The organism is Halorussus caseinilyticus (genome assembly GCF_029338395.1).
In the GTDB taxonomy this organism is placed as follows: Archaea; Halobacteriota; Halobacteria; order Halobacteriales; family Haladaptataceae; genus Halorussus; species Halorussus caseinilyticus.
This window is the reverse complement of sequence record NZ_CP119809.1, coordinates 2,680,042-2,695,507: the sequence shown is the minus strand read 5'-3', so window position 1 is coordinate 2,695,507 and position 15,466 is coordinate 2,680,042. Positions and strand designations below refer to the sequence as shown.

The following is a 15,466-nucleotide window of genomic DNA, read 5'->3' as shown; positions in this document are numbered from 1 at the left end:
ACTCGCCTCGATAGGCATAGCTTCTTGATTTCGAACGTTGTCGGTTGGTCACATGCCAACTTCCTTCCGGCGACGACTCGCCGACGCCGATTTCTGGGAGCGCCACGCCAACCCCGCCAGCGGGTGGTCGCGCGTGCCGACCGGACCCCTGCTGGTGTACGCCGTCTACACCCGCAACTGGAGACTGCTGGCCGCGACAGTTGCGTTCGTCGCTGTCAACCCCGTCCTCTTCGCCGAACCCGACTCGGTGGCCGACGAGAGTTGGATGACGAAGGGAGTCCGTGGCGAGCAGTTGTGGGTGCAGGGCGCGGACGCTGGCCGGGCGAACCTCCTGAACGTCCTCAACGTGCCGGTGTTCTGCTACGCGCTCTACTCGGCCGTCCGGCGGCGGCCCGCCCGGACCGCCGCCCTCACCGCGCTGGCGATGATTCTGAAACTCGCGTTCGTCGGCCGGATGGTGAAACTGTACGAGCGAGAGACCGGCCGGGAGACTGGGGGAGAGCGAGGATGAACCTGCCCGAAGCCCTCGACGCCGAGTCGGACCTGACCTGCGTCGTCGGCGCGGGCGGGAAGAAGACGACGCTCTACGCGCTGGCCGACCGACTCGGCGGGGAGGGGAGGACCAGCGGGAGGGACGGAACTGGCAGGGCGGCCGGAACCGCCGGGGGTCGGCCGGTCGTCACCGCGACGGTGCGCATCCCCATCTTCGACGCGCACGTCGCCGAGGTGGTCGTGACCGACGACCCCGTGGCGGCGCTCCGGAGCGCCGACCGCTTCCCGCTCGGACTCGTTCCCGAACGCGAGCGCGAGGACCGCTACCGGGGCTACGACGCCGAAACGGTCGGGACCATCGCCGCGGCCCACGACGGTCCGGTCCTCGTGAAGGCCGACGGCGCGCGCACCCGGTGGCTGAAGGCTCCCGACGAGCGCGAACCGCAGGTCCCCGCGACGGCCGACACGGTGGTCCCCATCGCCAGCGCGCGGGTCGTCGGCGAGTCGCTGGCCGAGGGGCACGTCCACCGCCCCGAGCGCGTGGCCGCGCTCGCGGGCCGGGAAGTGGGCGACGGGATTCGGCCCGCGGACGTGGCGGCGGTCCTCGCCAGCGACGACGGCGGTCTGAAGGGGGTTGCGGAGGGCGCGACCGCGATTCCGGTCGTCAACATGGTCGATTCGCCGGAACTGGAGGACGTGGCGCGCGAAATCGCCGACGAGGTGTTGGCCCGCGCCGACGTGCCGCGGGTCGCGCTGACCCGGATGGTCGCCGACGACCCCGTGGTCGCGGTGGTGGAGTGAGTCGGGGTGAGCGCGGCCCGTGGTGGCGGAGCGGTTGCGGTGCTGTGCGGTCTTCAGTGGCTCAAGCCTGTAGCTAGCGTTCCGTCGTCGTTTCCCGCGGTCCGGGGTCCCGGCGACTCCGGTCGTCCGCCTTCCGTCGGACTCACGCCGCCGTTCGCCCGCCGACTCACACGGTCACTCCCGCAGGCGCTCCGCGGCGGCCTCGAACTCCGCGCGGGTGTTGACGTTCTCGAAACTCGCCTCGTCGAACGCGTCCAACTCCTCGCCCTCGACGACCACGTAGTCCAGCTCGAACAGCGGTTCGATAATCTTGGTCTCGCCCGACGCCAGCGCGTCGTCACAGGCGTCGGCCATCGTTTTCGCCCGGTAGACGGCGTGAGTCGTCTCGAACCACTCGGTCGGCCGAGGGACCGCGGCGTCGTGGGACGCCGCGCGCTCGAAGAGGTGAGCCACGAGGTCGGCGTCGAGAAACGGCAGGTCGCAGGCCGCGACGAAGGCGTACGCCGCGTCGGTGGCTTCGACTTCGCGCAGGCCGGTCCGGATGCCCGCCATCGGTCCCTCGTCGGGGTCGGGGTCGATGGCGAACCGGACCGGCCGGTCGTAGCCCTTCAGCGCCGCCGCGACGGACGCGCGCTGGTCGGCCCGGCAGTTGACCACGAGAACGTCCACGACGGGCGCGAGACGGTCGGCGACCCGGCGAATCATCGGCACTCCGGCGAGGTCGGCGACCGCTTTGTCGCCCTCGCCGAACCGCGTCGAGCGACCACCGGCGACGACGACTCCGGCGGGCATGCCGCGAGGTTCGACGGCCAGTGGGAAATACCCCGCGGCGGTCTCGGCGACGAGTCTGAGCATCATATAGGTTTCCGAAAGAAATGTATAATCACGTTTAGAAGTTAGATTTAATTCCCTACAAAACAATTCTCCGTGCCTCCACGTTCGCGGCCGGTCGCCGCGGTCGCGGCGACCGGCCGCCAGCGAACGCTCGGCCCGTCAACCGACAGCGGACGCTCGGCCCGTCAACCGACAGGGGGATAAAGAGGCCACCCGCTCGCGTTCACCGTGGTCGCCTCAGTGACCCCTATCCGAGGTGAGCGCTGGCGAACCGAGGATACGTCACCGAGCGACTGCGAGCGGGCGGGGGCTTTCGGGGACTTCTTCGACACGATACCTGCGTTTGCTGTACCATTCCGTAGCGAGCGGGGCCACGGAAGTCGAACCCGGCCCGCACACGCCCTCACCCGTGTGGAAACCCCGAGAGCGGCGGCTTCAGGTCGAGAATCGGCGTCCCGTCGAGCATGTCCACGCCCCGTACCGTCACGCGAGCGCCGTCCACCTCCGCCACCGTGCAGGGCGTCAGACCGAGCGGAACCGGTCGGTCGGGCGAACGCGAGGCGAACACCCCGCGGTGGCCGCCGCGTTCGACTTCCAGCACCGACCGGTCCGCTTCGTCGGCGTACCAGACGACCAGCAACTCCTCGCCCGGTTCGATTCCCGCCAGTCCGACCGCGTAGGCGTCGTCGAGGACGAGTTCGCCCACCGCGTCCGCTTCGACGCCCTGCCGCGGCGCGTCCCCGCGGGTCTCGAACGGCGTCCGGGCCATCCCGATGGGCGAACACGAGATGTCCCTCGTTCCGTCCGTCTCGCCCATCGTCTCACTCGCTCCGAATCTGGGCCACCCGCGATTCGCCCGAGGCGGCGTCGATGTGGACGTTGAAGGTGTCTCCGTCGGCGGTGACGGTCCGGACCAGCCACGTATTGCTCTCGCGGTACGGCGCTTCGGGCACCTCGGCCACCTCGTGACCCTCCTCGCGGAGGACCGCCTTCGCGCGCTCGACGGCCGTCTCGTCGTCCCGGACCGCCCGGCGCTGGCGGGCGAGGTTCACGGTCAACACCGGGGCCTCGCTCTTGCGGACGACCTGCTCGGTGACGCTCCCGAGGACGTAGCGGTCCACCCCCGACCGGCCGTGGGTGCCCATCACAATCATCTCCACGTTCTCGTCGTCGGCGTAGGCGACGATTGCCTCCGAGGGCGTCCCCTCCTCGATGGCGGTGACGGTCTCGAGACCCCGGTCTTCGGCCGCCTCCACGATGTTGGCGACTGCCTCCTCGCCCTCTGACTTTCGGGCCTCGCGGGTCTCCTCGCGCCCGGCCTCGGATGGCTGGTACTCCAGCGCCTTCTCGTCCACGACGTAGAGGGCGTGGACCGTCGCGTCGCAGAGTTCGGCCACGTTCAGCGCGTGCGAGACGACTGCGGACTGTTCGCTCCCGTCGGTCGGCACCAGAATTCGGTCGTACATGTTCGACGCTTCGACGCTGAGACTCATATATCTCCTCGCCCGTTCTATCCGACTGGGAATCGCCGATACGGGGTTGGGGTGACGCGGTAGGGGAGGGGCCGCGACGACGGACGCTCAGAAAGCCCCGCACGCGCGGGTCGAAGAGGTTCCACCGTGCGTCCCGACAGCCGTCCGAATCCCCTCCCGCGCCCGAAGTGTTACCACGGGCCACGGCGTACCTCTGTCGAGATGGGCGTGGGATACGAACCGCCGGACCGACTCCTCCGGGTGGACCTGACCACCGGGCGCGTCGAGACCGAACCAGTCCCCGAGCAGTGGCGACGCCGGTTTCTCGGCGGAAAGGGACTCGCGGCCCGGTACCTCTACGACGAACTCGGCCCCGGCATCCGCGCGCTCGGCCCGGAGAACGTTCTGCTGTTCTCGCTCGGCCCGCTCTCCGGTGTGACCCCCGGCGAACCGCGATACGCCGCCGTCACGAAGTCGCCGCTGACCGGCACCTTCCTCGACTCCTACGCCGGAGGGCGGTTCCCCGCCGCACTCGCTGGCGCGCTCGGCGACTGCATCGCAGTCCTCGTGACGGGCGCGGCCGACGAACCCACCGTCCTGCGAATCGGAGACGGGAGCGCGACGCTCGAACCCGCGGGCAACCTGTGGGGGACCGACGCCGCGACGACTTGCGAGGCCTTCGACGCGCCCGTCGCCTGCGTCGGTCCCGCGGGCGAGCGCGGAGTCCGGTACGCCACCATCGCCTCCGACGGCGGCGACCATCAGGCGGGCCGTGGCGGTGCCGGGGCCGTCATGGGGTCGAAGAAGCTGAAAGCGGTCGTGGCCGACGGCGCGCCGCCCGAACCGCCCGAGGCGCTGGCCGACCTCCGGGACGACTACGAGACCCGCTTCGCCGCCGACGACACCGGGCGCTGGCAGGCCGCGAGCGAGACCGTCGAGACCGTGGACTTCGCCGACGAGGTGGGCGTTCTCCCGACCAGAGGTTGGCAGGACGGGTCGTTCGAGGGCGCGGGCGCGGTCGGCATCGAAGCGGTCCGCCGGGCCGCGGTCGCCCGCGAGCGCGAGGGTCCGACCCCCGGCGGGTTTCGGGTGGAGAGCGGCGACGACAACGACAACGGCGAAGTCGTCCCGCGCGGCGCGACCGCAATCTCGCTCGGGTCGGGTCTCGGCATCGCCGACTTCGACGCGGTAGCGACCCTCGGCGAGACCTGCGACCGCCTCGGCATCGACGTAATCAGCGCGGGCAACGCCGTCGCGTGGGCGGTTCGGGCGAGCGAATCGACGCGGGGGAGTTCGAGGACCTGCTCTCTTCGTACTACGAACTTCGGGGCTGGGCGAGACGGGTCGGCCGACGCGGGAGTCGTTGGCCGAGTTGGACCTGCTGGACGCGGTGGACGACGGGACGCCGGTGTGGTGACGGCTACCCGAACCTGTCGAGTCCCGACTGCCGCCTCGCTTTTCGCTCGGCGTCGGCGACCCACGGCGTCCGGCCGTCGCGGGCCGCGTCGGTGTCCACCTCCGGCGGGTCCGCGGGGTCGTGGCCCGGACAGTCCGGGCCGCAGTGGGCCGGGTTGACGACCCGCCCCTTCCAGTTGCAGAACGGCAGGCCCGCGCTCCCCTCGCGGGTCGCGTTCTCGGTCTCGGCGCAGGCCGGGAACGCCTCGGGTCGCCAGCCTTTGCCGTAGGCGCGTTCGGCCACCCGCCTGCGCTGGCGGGCCTTCGCTTCCGGTGGAACCGCGGCCACGTCGGTCCTGATGGGGTGTTCTTCGAGGAGTTCGAGGCCCCAGTCGTCGGCGTCGAGCGGGGTCGGTTCGCGGACGACTTCCCGGTCGCCGGACTCGTGGTCGAAGCGCCAGACGCCGACTTCCTCGGGGATGCGGTTGAGGTGCGCGCCGGTGACGTAGCTCTCGGTGGCGAGGACAACTTCGTCGGCCAGCGCGAGACTCGCGTCCTTCCGGAGTTGCGCCCGCAACTCTCCGGGGTCGCCGAGGTCGGGTTTGTTCTCGATTGCGACGAGTCGGCCGAACCAGTCGTCGGGGTAGCGCGCGACCCGTCGGACCCCGCCGCCGACCGCTCGCTCGAAGAAGCCGACTTCGACCGCTCGCTCGGCGATTCGGCGGGCGCGGTCGGGTCGGGCGTCGATGGCCGCCGCGGGGTCGCGCGCCCGCCCGACGCCCACGTCGCTCTCGATGGCGGCGTCGGGAATCGTCTCGGGCGTCAGGTTCGCTCGCGCCTCGAACGCCGGGCCGGGTTCGACCGCCACCACGTCGAGGACGCGGTTGGCGGGCGCGCGGACGCCGCCGCCGAGTTGCCGGGCGACGACGGCCTCCTCGTGGGCTTCGAGGTGCGCGCACAGCGCCAACTCGAAGGGGTACTCGCGCACGCTCCCGACTCGGGACGGAGTGGAGAAAAAGCCTCGCTCGTCGCTCGCTACGATGTCGTCGAGACGCCGCTCCCGGTACTCGGCTTCTGCCAGTAGTAGAGACCGACGTTGACCGCGATACCCGCGACGAGCAGGCCCCAGTTGAACCACGGATTGTTATACCACACTACGTCGATGCCGAGCGACTGCTGGTAAATCGGCCAGAACGGTTCGACCGCCTCCGCGATGTCCGGGGCCGAGAGCATGTCGGCGAAGACGTGGGCAGTCCCGGCGACGAACACCATCACGAACCCGAACGCGAGCGCGCTTCGTTCGGCGGCCTCCGAGAACCACTCCGAGCCGCCCAGCGTCTTCTTCAGCACCAACCCGACCAGCGGACCGATGACGGCCGCCATCACGGTGACCGCCAGCAGGGTATGGAAGATGCCGTGGTGTTTGACCGTCGGTAAGATGCCCTTCAGCACGAGGTCAACGTCGGGTAACATCCCGAACCAGAAGCCCGCGGCGACGAACGTCGTGGCGGTCTTCCGGTGTTCGATGACGAGCCATGCCGGTGCGAGCCAGAGGAGTGCCATCCCGAGGTGTCCGACTACGTCGACCATACCTATTGTTCAATGTGTTCGCCTAAACTCTTGATGGCAGGGCGGATTCGGTCCCCGGTCGCTCGCGGGTCGGTTGGTCCGCGAGCGACCGGCCGCTTCGTTCCGCCCGGCACGCGGACGGGTCGTCCCGTCGGGACGACCCGCCGCCGACTCAGAAGGGGAGCGACGAGTCGTCGCGACCCGTTTCAGCCTCGTCTTCCGGTTTCTGAGACATATTTTACGTTCTTTTAGAACGAGCTATATTGCTTTCACCGTCGCGAAGTTGGTCTTCCATCCGTCGCAGTCGCTCGTTGATGTCCGTACTCCGGTGGTGAATCGGCGCGACGGCGACCGACACCCGGTCGTAGCCGTGGCGGTCGGTCAGGCCGTTCCACGCCCGGAACGCTCCGACCGTGAGGCTGTCGCTCTGCGGGCAGAACTCGGTCGTCGGCGTGAACTCCGCGAGCAGAACGTCGGCGTCGTCGCCGTCGGACGTTTCGCCGGGCACGCGGGCGTAGCGCCACCCCGCGTCGGGGTGTCGGCTATCGAGGTTCAGGCGCGCGAGGTTGTAGCCGAAGGCGGCGTCGTAGACGCCGCGCGCTTCGAAGATGTCGCGCGTGCGTCGGTGAAACGCGCAGTGGTCGTCGTCGGTCAACAGGTCGGCCCCCTCCAAGAACCGGCCGGGTTCGGGCAAGTGGTCCGGACGGAACTCGTCGTACCCGTCGAACGTCTCGTCGTCGGTGGCGAAGAGTCGCGGGACGTGCATACCCGTCGGTAGCGCCGGACGGCGGGTAGCAGTGTCTCCGAACACGTTCGCCGACCGTTTTCACTGCGTGGGAATCAAGAGTAGTCCCATTTATGTCGGCTTCAAACTCGGAGACGAGATGAATCGAGATACCCTCGACCGACGAACGATGTTGAAGACGATGGCCGTCGGTGCGGCGAGCGCGGCACTCGCCGGTTGTTCCAGCAGTGGCGGCGACGACGAAGACGGCGGCGACTCGGATACCAGCGGTGACTCGGGCGGCGACTCCGGAAGCAACTCGGTGAGTTTCGACGGGTGGTTCGACGGCGTGTCGAACTACGACGGCGTGGTAGACGAAACCGGCGAGTCCGAGGTAACGGTGAAAGTCGGCACGAAGGGCAACGGCGGCAACTTCGCGTTCGGTCCCGCGGCGGTCAAAGTCTCGAAGGGGACGAAAGTCGTCTGGGAGTGGACCGGGAAGGGAAGCTTCCACAACGTCGTCGCCGACGGCGGCGACTTCGAGAGCGAGCAAAAGAGTGGGGAAGGCTACACCTTCTCGCACGAGTTCGACGGCACTGGAAAGTACAAGTACTACTGCACGCCCCACAAGGCGATGGGGATGAAGGGCGCAATCGTCGTCGAATAAGCCCACGGCCGACCGGCGAATGGTCAAGCCGGGACGACGCCCGACCGAATCGCTCGGCGGCCGCCGAAGGATAAATAGTGGAATATGCGGTGCGTCGATACTCGCCTTCCGTGCTACCACTTATGCTTCTTTTTGTGTTTGTAGTTCACACACTTCTTCTTCAGAATCTTGTCGCCGTGGTTGTACTTGTGTTTTAGCGCGGCGTTCTTGCTCCCGACCCAGATGTACTGGGCGTTGTGCGGGTTCCCCGGCGGTTTGTGCTTGATTTTGTACTTGTACTTCGCGCACTTCTTGTGGCCGTCGCCACCCGCCATCGCCATGCCCGTGCCCGCGGTGAGAGCGAAGGCGACGGCGAGGGCGATAGCGATTGGCAGTAGTTCTCGTTTCATATTTGACCTCGGTTCGCGGCCCCCGACTCCCTCGTTCTCCGGCGGTCGTTCGGCGTTCTCCGACGAGAGGCCGAAAACGACTGCTATCCGTGCGTCGATAGGTATTTTCCGGTTTCGCCAGTAGCGATTCACGTCTGTATTCTTGGGAACTCTTCCCAATCGCGGCCAGAAGACGTTTGCTCTGGATTACGAACGTCTATTCGAGGGGGAGTCGCTGCGACGGCGGACCCAGTCCGCCGAGCGAAACCCGCGCCAGAGCGGTCGTAACGACCGTTGTAGCCTCGTTACCGCGGGTTGAACCGTTCGCGTTCGCACATGTCGTCCGAGTTCGTGGAGCGTCCGGCTTACGTCCCTTCGCGGGTTTCTGGACTCCGTGGCGGGGTGAAGTCCGTCTAGCGACACGGTTTCGATAGCGACCACGCGTCTTTCTGCCGCTTCTTCCGTCTCATCCCGAGCAGTACTCCTTGACGATTTTCTCCTCCACGCGGTGAAGCGTCTCGCTCGCGGTCGATTTCGCCACGTCCGCTTGCTCGGCCAACTCGGTCAGCGAACACTCTCGCGGGGTGTCGTAGTAGCCTTCCTCGACGGCGGCGTTGAGCAGTTCCCGCTGGCGGTCGGTCAGCAGACTCTCGGAGTTGCGCATCTCGCGGACGTACTCCACCTCGAAGGACATCCCGAACGCCTCCAGTTGCGCGGTGAACGCCGAGAGTCGGTCGCGCGAGGCGGTGATTTCGACCTCGGCCACGCCGTCCTCGATGGCGAACGGGAGTTCGAGCGGGAGGCCCGACTCCTGTACCGAGAACAACAACAGCGGCGAGTCCGTCTCGAACTCCACGAGGGCCGACTCCTCGGAGGCTTGCTGGAGGTCGAGGCGCACGATGTCCTCTCGGTCGTCCATTGCGCCGACCACGGTCGGCAGGTCCGGTGAGGTGATTTCGAGCAGTCCGACGCCGGTCTCCTCGGCCGGAAACGCCGCCAGCACCCGGAACTCGGCGTCCGGAAACTCCGAGGACACCTCGGAAATCCACACGTCGTCGGGGAGCGTGATGTGTAGTTTCGCGGTTGGCATCTCTACCGTAACCGTCTCGCCGCACGCACGGATAAGTATTCTCGAACATGTTCGGTTCGGCGCGGCGGCCGAGCCGCCGCGCCGAACCGATTCGTCGGTCCGACTCCCGACCGGTCCGGCGACGCCGAACGCGTTCGGGGCAAGCGTCGTAATCGGAGACTGCGTAGCGGCGACTATGCAGACGGACTTCGCCGAGCGAGCGGTCGAACGCACCGACGCCCCGCCGGACCAGTCGCGCGAGGTTCTCGACGTTCGGGAACTCGGACCGCCCGAACCGTTGACTCGGACGCTCGAAACGCTGGCGGCCCTCCCCGACGGGACGGTCCTCGTGCAGGCCAACGACCGGGCACCGCAACACCTCTACCCGAAACTCGCCGATAGAGGTTACGAGTTCGAGACCGTCACCGACGAGAGCGTCACGCTGACGGCGATTTGGTCCGAGAAGTAAGTCCGTCGGTTCGTGCGCGACGCGTCCGAGTCGCCGCCCGGCGTCTCGTCGGTTCGGGGCGTCTCGGGGTCAGCGCATCTCTTCGAGGGAGACGAACGACCCTTCTTCGGCGGTAATCCACTCGGTTACGAGTGCTTCGTCCGACGCGCCCGTCGGATAGAGGGTACACTGGTCCGACTCGGAGTCGCGTTCTACCACGACTGCGGTCAGTTCGTCGGGTCCGTCGGCGGGTGCGTCGTCGGTCGGCGGCGTTTCGTCGTCGGCGTTCGTCGGGGCAGTGTTCGTCATGATTAGAGGTCGGAGGGCGACAGGGGGCAATCAGTTCTCGGAGTTGGCGTCTAAGGCGGCCTCGACGACCGGCGAGGTACCGTCGTCGTCGGCGTCCGTAATATCGACGGTCAGCACGGGTACCGTCGAGAGCGTGACGACTTTTTGGGAGACGCTCCCGAGCATGTTTCGGGTCGGGTCGGCACCGTGGGTGCCCATGACCACGAGGTCGGCGTCTCGTTCGTCGGCGACGGCCAGAATCTCGTCGGACGGGTTACCCTGCCGAATCTCGGTCGTCACCGAGACGTTCTCGTCGTCGAAGGCGGTCGCAGTCTCGTCGGTCGCGCGCTCGCCTTCCTCGCGGAGGCGGTCCGTCACTTCGGGAACGCGGTCGTCGTCGAGCGTCAGGAACGCTCGGTCGTCCACGACGTAGAGAACGTGAACGTCGGCCCCGCGCCGACCGGCCACGTCTCGGGCGTGTTCGACCACAGTCTCCATAGCTTGGCTTCCGTCGGTCGGAAGCAACACCGTGTCGTACATTACGTTCGATACTCCGGACCGGGCGCGTATATAAGTGCTGAGTCGTTCTCACGCGATGAAAAACGGACGCGACCCCGCCGACGAACCCGTATCTTGTTCAATATCCAACTAAAAGTAGCTCTTCTCGCGGTCTGGGAAAAGAATGTATGGAATATATGCCCGTACTCCCACTATTCACACATGACAATCGTAGTTCCGTTCGACGGCTCCGAACTCTCGGAGGCCGCTCTCGTGCGCGCGACCGCGCTCGGCGAGGCCTTCGAGGAGAACGTTCTCGCACTCACCATCGTCCCGGATGGAGACGCCGAGTACGCCCGCGAACGCGACTGGCTCGGGCCGGGCGAAGAGTTCGACTTGCAGACGGTCGTCGGCCGACTCCACGAGCGAGTGACCGACGTAGCGCCCCACGCCGACTTCCGCCACGAGACGGTCGGCCGGTACGCCTCGGCGGGCACCATCGCCAGCGAGTTGCGCCGCGCCGCGAAAGCCACCGACGCCTCGCTGGTCGCCATCGGGAGCGACAACGCCGGGCACATGGTCACGTCGATACACAGCGTCGGCAGTACGGTCGCCTCGGACGAGGCCTTCGACGTTCTCATCGTCCGCCGCCCGGTCCCGACGGAGGCGGACGCCGACAGCATGACCGGGTGGTGAACCGACGGCGTAGCGGGACGAGAAACCGACGCCGGTCGGTGGGACGCCATCGCACGCCGATTTTCAGGCTCTGGGAATCGGTGTCCCCTTATACCCTGTTGGTCGCCCTACGTTTACCCGTAGGAGTGATTCGCTATGGCCACCGACACGTCCAAGTTCAGAACCGAGGCGAACGTCTTCGAGAGTGATGTCGCTGGCGTCACCGTCCGAGGGAAGGCTCACAGCCTGAGCGCGTGGTTCGTCGTCGCGCTGAGACTCATGATGGGCTACGCCTTTCTCCACGCCGGATGGACCAAGATTACCGCCGCAGAGCCGTTCGACGCCGCGGGCTACCTGACCAACGTCACGGCCGCTAGCCCGCTCTCGGGCCTGTTCCACTGGATGGGCCAGACCGGGTGGTTCGTGGAGTTCGTCAACCTTGCGGTCCCGTGGGGAGAGTTCCTCATCGGGATGGGCCTGCTGGTTGGCGCGCTGACCCGCCTCGCGGCGTTCTTCGGCGCGTTCATGATGCTGCTGTTCTACTTCGGCAACTGGGAGGTCTCCCACGGACTCGTCAACGGCGACCTCGCGTACATGATGGTGTTCCTCGCAGTCGCCGCGTTCGGCGCGGGCCGACTCCTCGGACTCGACGCTCTCGTGGAGAAGTACGAGACGGGCGGCGAGATGTTGGTCGAACGCTACCCGAAACTCCGGTACGTCCTCGGGTGAGCCGCTTTTTTCACCCGATAGCTCGAACGAGCGTCCATGACCGAACCGACGAGTTCGGAAAGCGCAGACGCATCGGTCGAGTTGGCCGAACGGACGTGGCCGGAGGTCGAGGCGGCCCTCGAAGGCGGAACCCGAACCGCAGTCGTCGCGGTCGGGTCCGTCGAGCAACACGGGCCGCATCTTCCCCTCGTCATGGACACGTTGGCTGGCGACGAACTCGCCGGACGCATCGCCGAGAAGCTCGGTGACGCGCTGGCCGCGCCGACGATTCGGCCGGGGTGTTCGGGCCACCACATGGAGTTTCCCGGCACGGTCACGGTTCCGCCCGAGACGCTGATGGACCTGATTCGGTCCTACTGCCGGTCGCTCGCGGGCCACGGCTTCGAACACCTCGTCCTCGTGCCGACCCACGGCGGGAACTTCGCGCCGGTCAACACCGTCGCGCCCGAAATCGCCCGCGAACTCGACGCGAACGTGATTGCGCTGGCGGACCTCGACGAACTCATGGCGTTACAGAACGAGGGGCTTCGGGACGCTGGCGTCGAGTACGAACAGTCGGTGGTCCACGCGGGGGCCGTCGAAACTGCCATCGTGCTGGCAGTCGCGGAGGGACTCGTCCGGACCGACGAACTCGAAGCGGGTCACGAAGGCGAGATTTCGACTTCGAGACTGCTCGGCGAGGGCTTCGAGGCCATCACGGAGAACGGAGTTCTCGGCGACCCGCGGGAGGCGACGGCCGAGGCGGGAGAGGCGATTCTGGAGCGGATAGCCGACGCGTACGTCGAGCGAATAGAGACCGAGCGCGAAGCAGTCTGAGACGACCGCACCGCCGGGACTCACAGAAGTGCAAGGAGGAAGCCCACGGCTTCAGCCGTGGGAAGAATCCGACAACGACGATTCAACTACTAACGGTAGGAGGCCGACTCCCGAGCGTTTAAGTAACCGTCTTGAGTAATGTGAACTCTCGTGGAGTACCGTCGTACTGCCGTCAGCAAACTCGACACCCCTTCGGATGCTGATTCAGCACTCCGCGAGACGGTCGACCAGTTCAAACACTGCGCTAACACCGCAAGCAAGTGGTGCTGGCACGGCGACGACGGATACCACGTCACCTCAAAGGCTCAAGCCGAACGCGCCCTCTACGACCGTCTCCGCGACGAAACCGACTTGACTGCGAACCCCCTTCAAAAAGGGGGATTCGACGGGCCGTTGAAGCCGTCAAAAGCGGAGTTTCCCGTCTAAAACGTGGTGAGAATACGTCCCGACCCTCCTTTTCCGCCGAGAGCGCAGTCTACGACGAACGGAGTGCGACGTTCCACCGTGACTACGTATCGCTGTCCACCGTAGACGGGCGTATCAAGTGCGACTACATTCTACCCGACGACTCGGAGACCGCCGACCAAGTACGTCTCCGACGAGGATTTCGAGTTTCGGATGGCCCACCTCCAGTATCGTGACGGTGACTGGTATCTCCACGCTTCAATGCGGGAAGTCGAAGCCGACGACTCCGAATCCAATTCCAAGCACAGAACAGTCCTTGGTGTGGATTTGGGTGTCAACAATCTCGCGGTCGCTTCGACGGGAGTGTTCTGGTCGGCGAACGAGTTCAACCACTGGCGTCGGGAATACGAGAACCGCCGTGGGTCGCTTCAACAGTGCGGTTCGAGACACGCCCACGAGAACATCGAATCGGTCGGTCGCAAAGAAACGGGGCGATTCGAGAGACACTTGCACACGGTAGCGAACGAACTCATCGAGGAAGCCGTCTCGAACGACTGTTCGCAAATCGTGTTCGAGGAGTTGACCCATATCCGCGAAAACGTTCCGGAGGCGACGTGGCAACACGTCTGGGCGTTCCGACGCTTCTACGAGTACGTCGAGTACAAGGCCGACGAATACGGCCTCGAAGTCGTACAGGTAGACCCGCGCAACACATCGAAGCGGTGTTCAACGTGCGGGTTTACCCACGCCGACAACCGCCACCAAGAGTCGTTCGAGTGTCAAAAGTGTGGGTACACGAACCATGCCGACTACAACGCCTCGAAGAACATCGGTTTGCAGTATCTCCGTCGTCGGCAAAACGCAGACGATGGAGGCGCACCCGTAGGTGTGCGCTTGAATCGCGGGGCGCTGAACGTGAGTGGCGAGTATTCGCCCACCAGTAATGGTCAGAACGGGAGTCCACGCGAAAGCCCACGACTTCAGGCGTGGGTTACTTACTCGGCGTACAGCGAGTAGAGGATGATTGCGAACCCGACCGCGGTCAGCGCGCTCTCCACGACGAGCGCCGACGTTCCGGCGGTGTCGAGCAGGCGGTCCACGACGCCCGCGAGAAGCGACCCGAGCGTGACGGTGCCGAACCCGAGCGCCAGCGCCCTGAGCGCGGCGGCGTCGGTCCGGCGGTACGCCTTGAACGCGAAGTAGGTGATGAGACCGCCCAGTACCAGCGTTATCGTCTTGAGCGCGACGACGGTAGAGGTGACGTGAACCATCTCAGGTCTCCTTGCGGACCTCGGCCCAGAGACCCGCGAGTTGTTCTTCGGCAGACTGGGTGGGCCGGGAAATCGTCACCTCGAACTGGCGCTTCTCGTCCAAGAACACCTTGACCTCCTCGAACGCGAGGGTGTACTCCGAGGTGTGGTGGCCGTCGGTCCGGATGGCGGTCTTCTCGGTCAGAATCGAGGCGTCGGTGAGTCGCTCTAGCTTCCGATACGTAGTCGATGTCGGGATGTCACACTGGGTGGAAATTTCACTCGCTGTCATGGGTTCGTCGAGTTGGCGGACGATTCGCCTGCAATCGGGGTCGTCCAAGGCGTCGAGGACGGACTGGAGTTCGGGTGAGTCCTCGGTCCCGAGCGGGTCGCGGACCATCGAATGGAATTCATCCTGATACGAACATAAGACGTTCGACTTCAGTCCCGAAAAGCGGCCGAGGCGAGCGGAACGAACTGCAACAGTGTGCAACGAACCGTACCATGGTTATAGATTGGTCTCTCATAGAGGGGTGAGGACACGTGGTGCCTATCGAAATCCCTATGAGCAAACCACCGACCGTACTGATTGTAGACGACAATCGCCCGCTTGCGGACGGTTTCGCTCGTGCGCTCCCCGAAGAGTACGAGGTGCTGACGGCCTACACCGGCGAAGAGGCCCGAGAGTCGTTCCACGACGACGTGGACGCGATACTGCTCGACCGCCGCCTGCCCGACGCTTCCGGCGACGAACTTCTCGCGGAGATTCGAGACGGGGAGTACGACTGTCCGGTCGCCATCGTCTCGGCCGACGAACCGTCCGGCAACCTCGACTGTGACACCTACCTCACCAAACCGCTCGCCGGGGTCGAAGTCGTCCGCGAGACGGTGGCCGACCTACTCGACGGAGCCGTCTCGAACTGACCTGTCGCAATCTCCGACCGATTCGACGCGAACCCTTTTGTC

Annotated in this window: 20 protein-coding genes and 2 pseudogenes; 10 read left to right on the top strand and 12 right to left on the bottom strand. The window is 66.0% G+C overall.

Annotated features, from left to right (window positions below):
- The first annotated feature begins 52 nt into the window (after positions 1 to 52).
- Together P2T60_RS13675 and yqeC are read left to right on the top strand one after the other, a co-directional pair.
- The gene (locus tag P2T60_RS13675) at positions 53 to 511 is read left to right on the top strand and encodes a DUF6653 family protein (protein ID WP_276279806.1); all 459 of its coding nucleotides are present in this window, start codon (positions 53 to 55) and stop codon (positions 509 to 511) included.
- Entirely contained in the window at positions 508 to 1,293 is a 786-nt protein-coding gene (gene yqeC / locus P2T60_RS13670; RefSeq protein WP_276279805.1) for a selenium cofactor biosynthesis protein YqeC, read from the top strand. The genes P2T60_RS13675 and yqeC overlap by 4 nt, the downstream gene beginning before the upstream one ends.
- 174 nt (positions 1,294 to 1,467) lie before the next feature.
- Here yqeC and P2T60_RS13665 read toward each other — a convergent pair whose 3' ends face one another.
- From P2T60_RS13665 to P2T60_RS13655, 3 genes are all read right to left on the bottom strand, one after another.
- Positions 1,468 to 2,085, bottom strand: a complete 618-nt coding sequence (locus P2T60_RS13665; RefSeq protein WP_276282209.1) for a molybdenum cofactor guanylyltransferase — start codon at positions 2,083 to 2,085, stop codon at positions 1,468 to 1,470.
- Positions 2,086 to 2,530: 445 nt separating this feature from the next.
- Entirely contained in the window at positions 2,531 to 2,944 is a 414-nt protein-coding gene (locus tag P2T60_RS13660; RefSeq protein ID WP_276279804.1) for an SAM-dependent methyltransferase, read from the bottom strand.
- Positions 2,945 to 2,948: 4 nt separating this feature from the next.
- A complete protein-coding gene (locus P2T60_RS13655) occupies positions 2,949 to 3,620 on the bottom strand; it encodes a universal stress protein (protein ID WP_276279803.1) in 672 nt (223 codons plus the stop codon).
- Positions 3,621 to 3,821: 201 nt separating this feature from the next.
- Between P2T60_RS13655 and P2T60_RS13650 the strand changes: the two are divergent.
- A pseudogene (locus P2T60_RS13650) lies at positions 3,822 to 4,877 on the top strand (aldehyde ferredoxin oxidoreductase N-terminal domain-containing protein); the annotation flags it as partial.
- A gap of 142 nt (positions 4,878 to 5,019) precedes the next feature.
- Here P2T60_RS13650 and P2T60_RS13645 read toward each other — a convergent pair.
- From P2T60_RS13645 to P2T60_RS13635, 3 genes are all read right to left on the bottom strand, one after another.
- Positions 5,020 to 5,982 (bottom strand): DUF5787 family protein, encoded by a 963-nt coding sequence (locus P2T60_RS13645; RefSeq protein ID WP_276279802.1) that lies wholly within the window; start codon positions 5,980 to 5,982, stop codon positions 5,020 to 5,022.
- 47 nt (positions 5,983 to 6,029) lie between these two features.
- Positions 6,030 to 6,584: a metal-dependent hydrolase gene (locus P2T60_RS13640; RefSeq protein WP_276279801.1), complete on the bottom strand. Its 555-nt coding sequence runs from the start codon at positions 6,582 to 6,584 to the stop codon at positions 6,030 to 6,032.
- Between the two features lie 217 nt (positions 6,585 to 6,801).
- Positions 6,802 to 7,329, bottom strand: a complete 528-nt coding sequence (locus P2T60_RS13635) for a DUF7998 family protein (RefSeq protein WP_276279800.1) — start codon at positions 7,327 to 7,329, stop codon at positions 6,802 to 6,804.
- A 118-nt stretch (positions 7,330 to 7,447) separates the two neighbouring features.
- Here P2T60_RS13635 and P2T60_RS13630 point away from each other — a divergent pair, with 118 nt between their 5' ends.
- Positions 7,448 to 7,954, top strand: coding sequence for a halocyanin domain-containing protein (locus P2T60_RS13630; RefSeq protein ID WP_276279799.1), 507 nt, complete (start codon positions 7,448 to 7,450; stop codon positions 7,952 to 7,954).
- Positions 7,955 to 8,067: 113 nt separating this feature from the next.
- Here the strand turns inward: P2T60_RS13630 and P2T60_RS13625 are convergent, their stop codons facing one another.
- Positions 8,068 to 8,343 (bottom strand): hypothetical protein, encoded by a 276-nt coding sequence (locus P2T60_RS13625; RefSeq protein ID WP_276279798.1) that lies wholly within the window; start codon positions 8,341 to 8,343, stop codon positions 8,068 to 8,070.
- Positions 8,344 to 8,788: 445 nt separating this feature from the next.
- Positions 8,789 to 9,412, bottom strand: coding sequence for a helix-turn-helix domain-containing protein (locus P2T60_RS13620; RefSeq protein ID WP_276279797.1), 624 nt, complete (start codon positions 9,410 to 9,412; stop codon positions 8,789 to 8,791).
- 175 nt (positions 9,413 to 9,587) lie between these two features.
- Here P2T60_RS13620 and P2T60_RS13615 point away from each other — a divergent pair, with 175 nt between their 5' ends.
- Positions 9,588 to 9,860 (top strand): DUF2249 domain-containing protein, encoded by a 273-nt coding sequence (locus P2T60_RS13615; RefSeq protein ID WP_276279796.1) that lies wholly within the window; start codon positions 9,588 to 9,590, stop codon positions 9,858 to 9,860.
- Between the two features lie 69 nt (positions 9,861 to 9,929).
- On the opposite strand, the gene P2T60_RS13610 is transcribed toward P2T60_RS13615, so the two are convergent.
- Together P2T60_RS13610 and P2T60_RS13605 are read right to left on the bottom strand one after the other, a co-directional pair.
- Positions 9,930 to 10,148, bottom strand: a complete 219-nt coding sequence (locus tag P2T60_RS13610; protein ID WP_276279795.1) for a DUF7511 domain-containing protein — start codon at positions 10,146 to 10,148, stop codon at positions 9,930 to 9,932.
- Between the two features lie 30 nt (positions 10,149 to 10,178).
- On the bottom strand, positions 10,179 to 10,667 hold the full coding sequence (locus P2T60_RS13605; RefSeq protein ID WP_276279794.1) for a universal stress protein: 489 nt from the start codon (positions 10,665 to 10,667) through the stop codon (positions 10,179 to 10,181).
- 180 nt (positions 10,668 to 10,847) lie between these two features.
- Between P2T60_RS13605 and P2T60_RS13600 the strand changes: the two genes are divergently transcribed.
- The 4 genes and pseudogenes from P2T60_RS13600 to P2T60_RS13585 all read left to right on the top strand — a co-directional run bounded on the left by P2T60_RS13600 (position 10,848) and on the right by P2T60_RS13585 (position 14,267).
- On the top strand, positions 10,848 to 11,321 hold the full coding sequence (locus P2T60_RS13600) for a universal stress protein (RefSeq protein WP_276279793.1): 474 nt from the start codon (positions 10,848 to 10,850) through the stop codon (positions 11,319 to 11,321).
- A 135-nt stretch (positions 11,322 to 11,456) separates the two neighbouring features.
- The gene (locus P2T60_RS13595) at positions 11,457 to 12,029 is read left to right on the top strand and encodes a DoxX family protein (RefSeq protein ID WP_276279792.1); all 573 of its coding nucleotides are present in this window, start codon (positions 11,457 to 11,459) and stop codon (positions 12,027 to 12,029) included.
- 36 nt (positions 12,030 to 12,065) lie between these two features.
- The gene (locus tag P2T60_RS13590; protein WP_276279791.1) at positions 12,066 to 12,845 is read left to right on the top strand and encodes a creatininase family protein; all 780 of its coding nucleotides are present in this window, start codon (positions 12,066 to 12,068) and stop codon (positions 12,843 to 12,845) included.
- A gap of 150 nt (positions 12,846 to 12,995) precedes the next feature.
- A pseudogene (locus P2T60_RS13585) lies at positions 12,996 to 14,267 on the top strand (RNA-guided endonuclease InsQ/TnpB family protein).
- Here the strand turns inward: P2T60_RS13585 and P2T60_RS13580 are convergent.
- Both P2T60_RS13580 and P2T60_RS13575 read right to left on the bottom strand, forming a co-directional pair.
- Positions 14,246 to 14,521, bottom strand: a complete 276-nt coding sequence (locus P2T60_RS13580) for a DUF7521 family protein (RefSeq protein ID WP_276279790.1) — start codon at positions 14,519 to 14,521, stop codon at positions 14,246 to 14,248. The pseudogene P2T60_RS13585 and the gene P2T60_RS13580 sit on opposite strands and share 22 nt — an antisense overlap.
- 1 nt (position 14,522) lies before the next feature.
- On the bottom strand, positions 14,523 to 14,900 hold the full coding sequence (locus tag P2T60_RS13575) for a winged helix-turn-helix domain-containing protein (RefSeq protein WP_276279789.1): 378 nt from the start codon (positions 14,898 to 14,900) through the stop codon (positions 14,523 to 14,525).
- A 164-nt stretch (positions 14,901 to 15,064) separates the two neighbouring features.
- On the opposite strand from P2T60_RS13575, the gene P2T60_RS13570 reads away from it, so the two are divergent.
- A complete protein-coding gene (locus tag P2T60_RS13570) occupies positions 15,065 to 15,424 on the top strand; it encodes a response regulator transcription factor (RefSeq protein ID WP_276279788.1) in 360 nt (119 codons plus the stop codon).
- Positions 15,425 to 15,466: the final 42 nt, after the last annotated feature.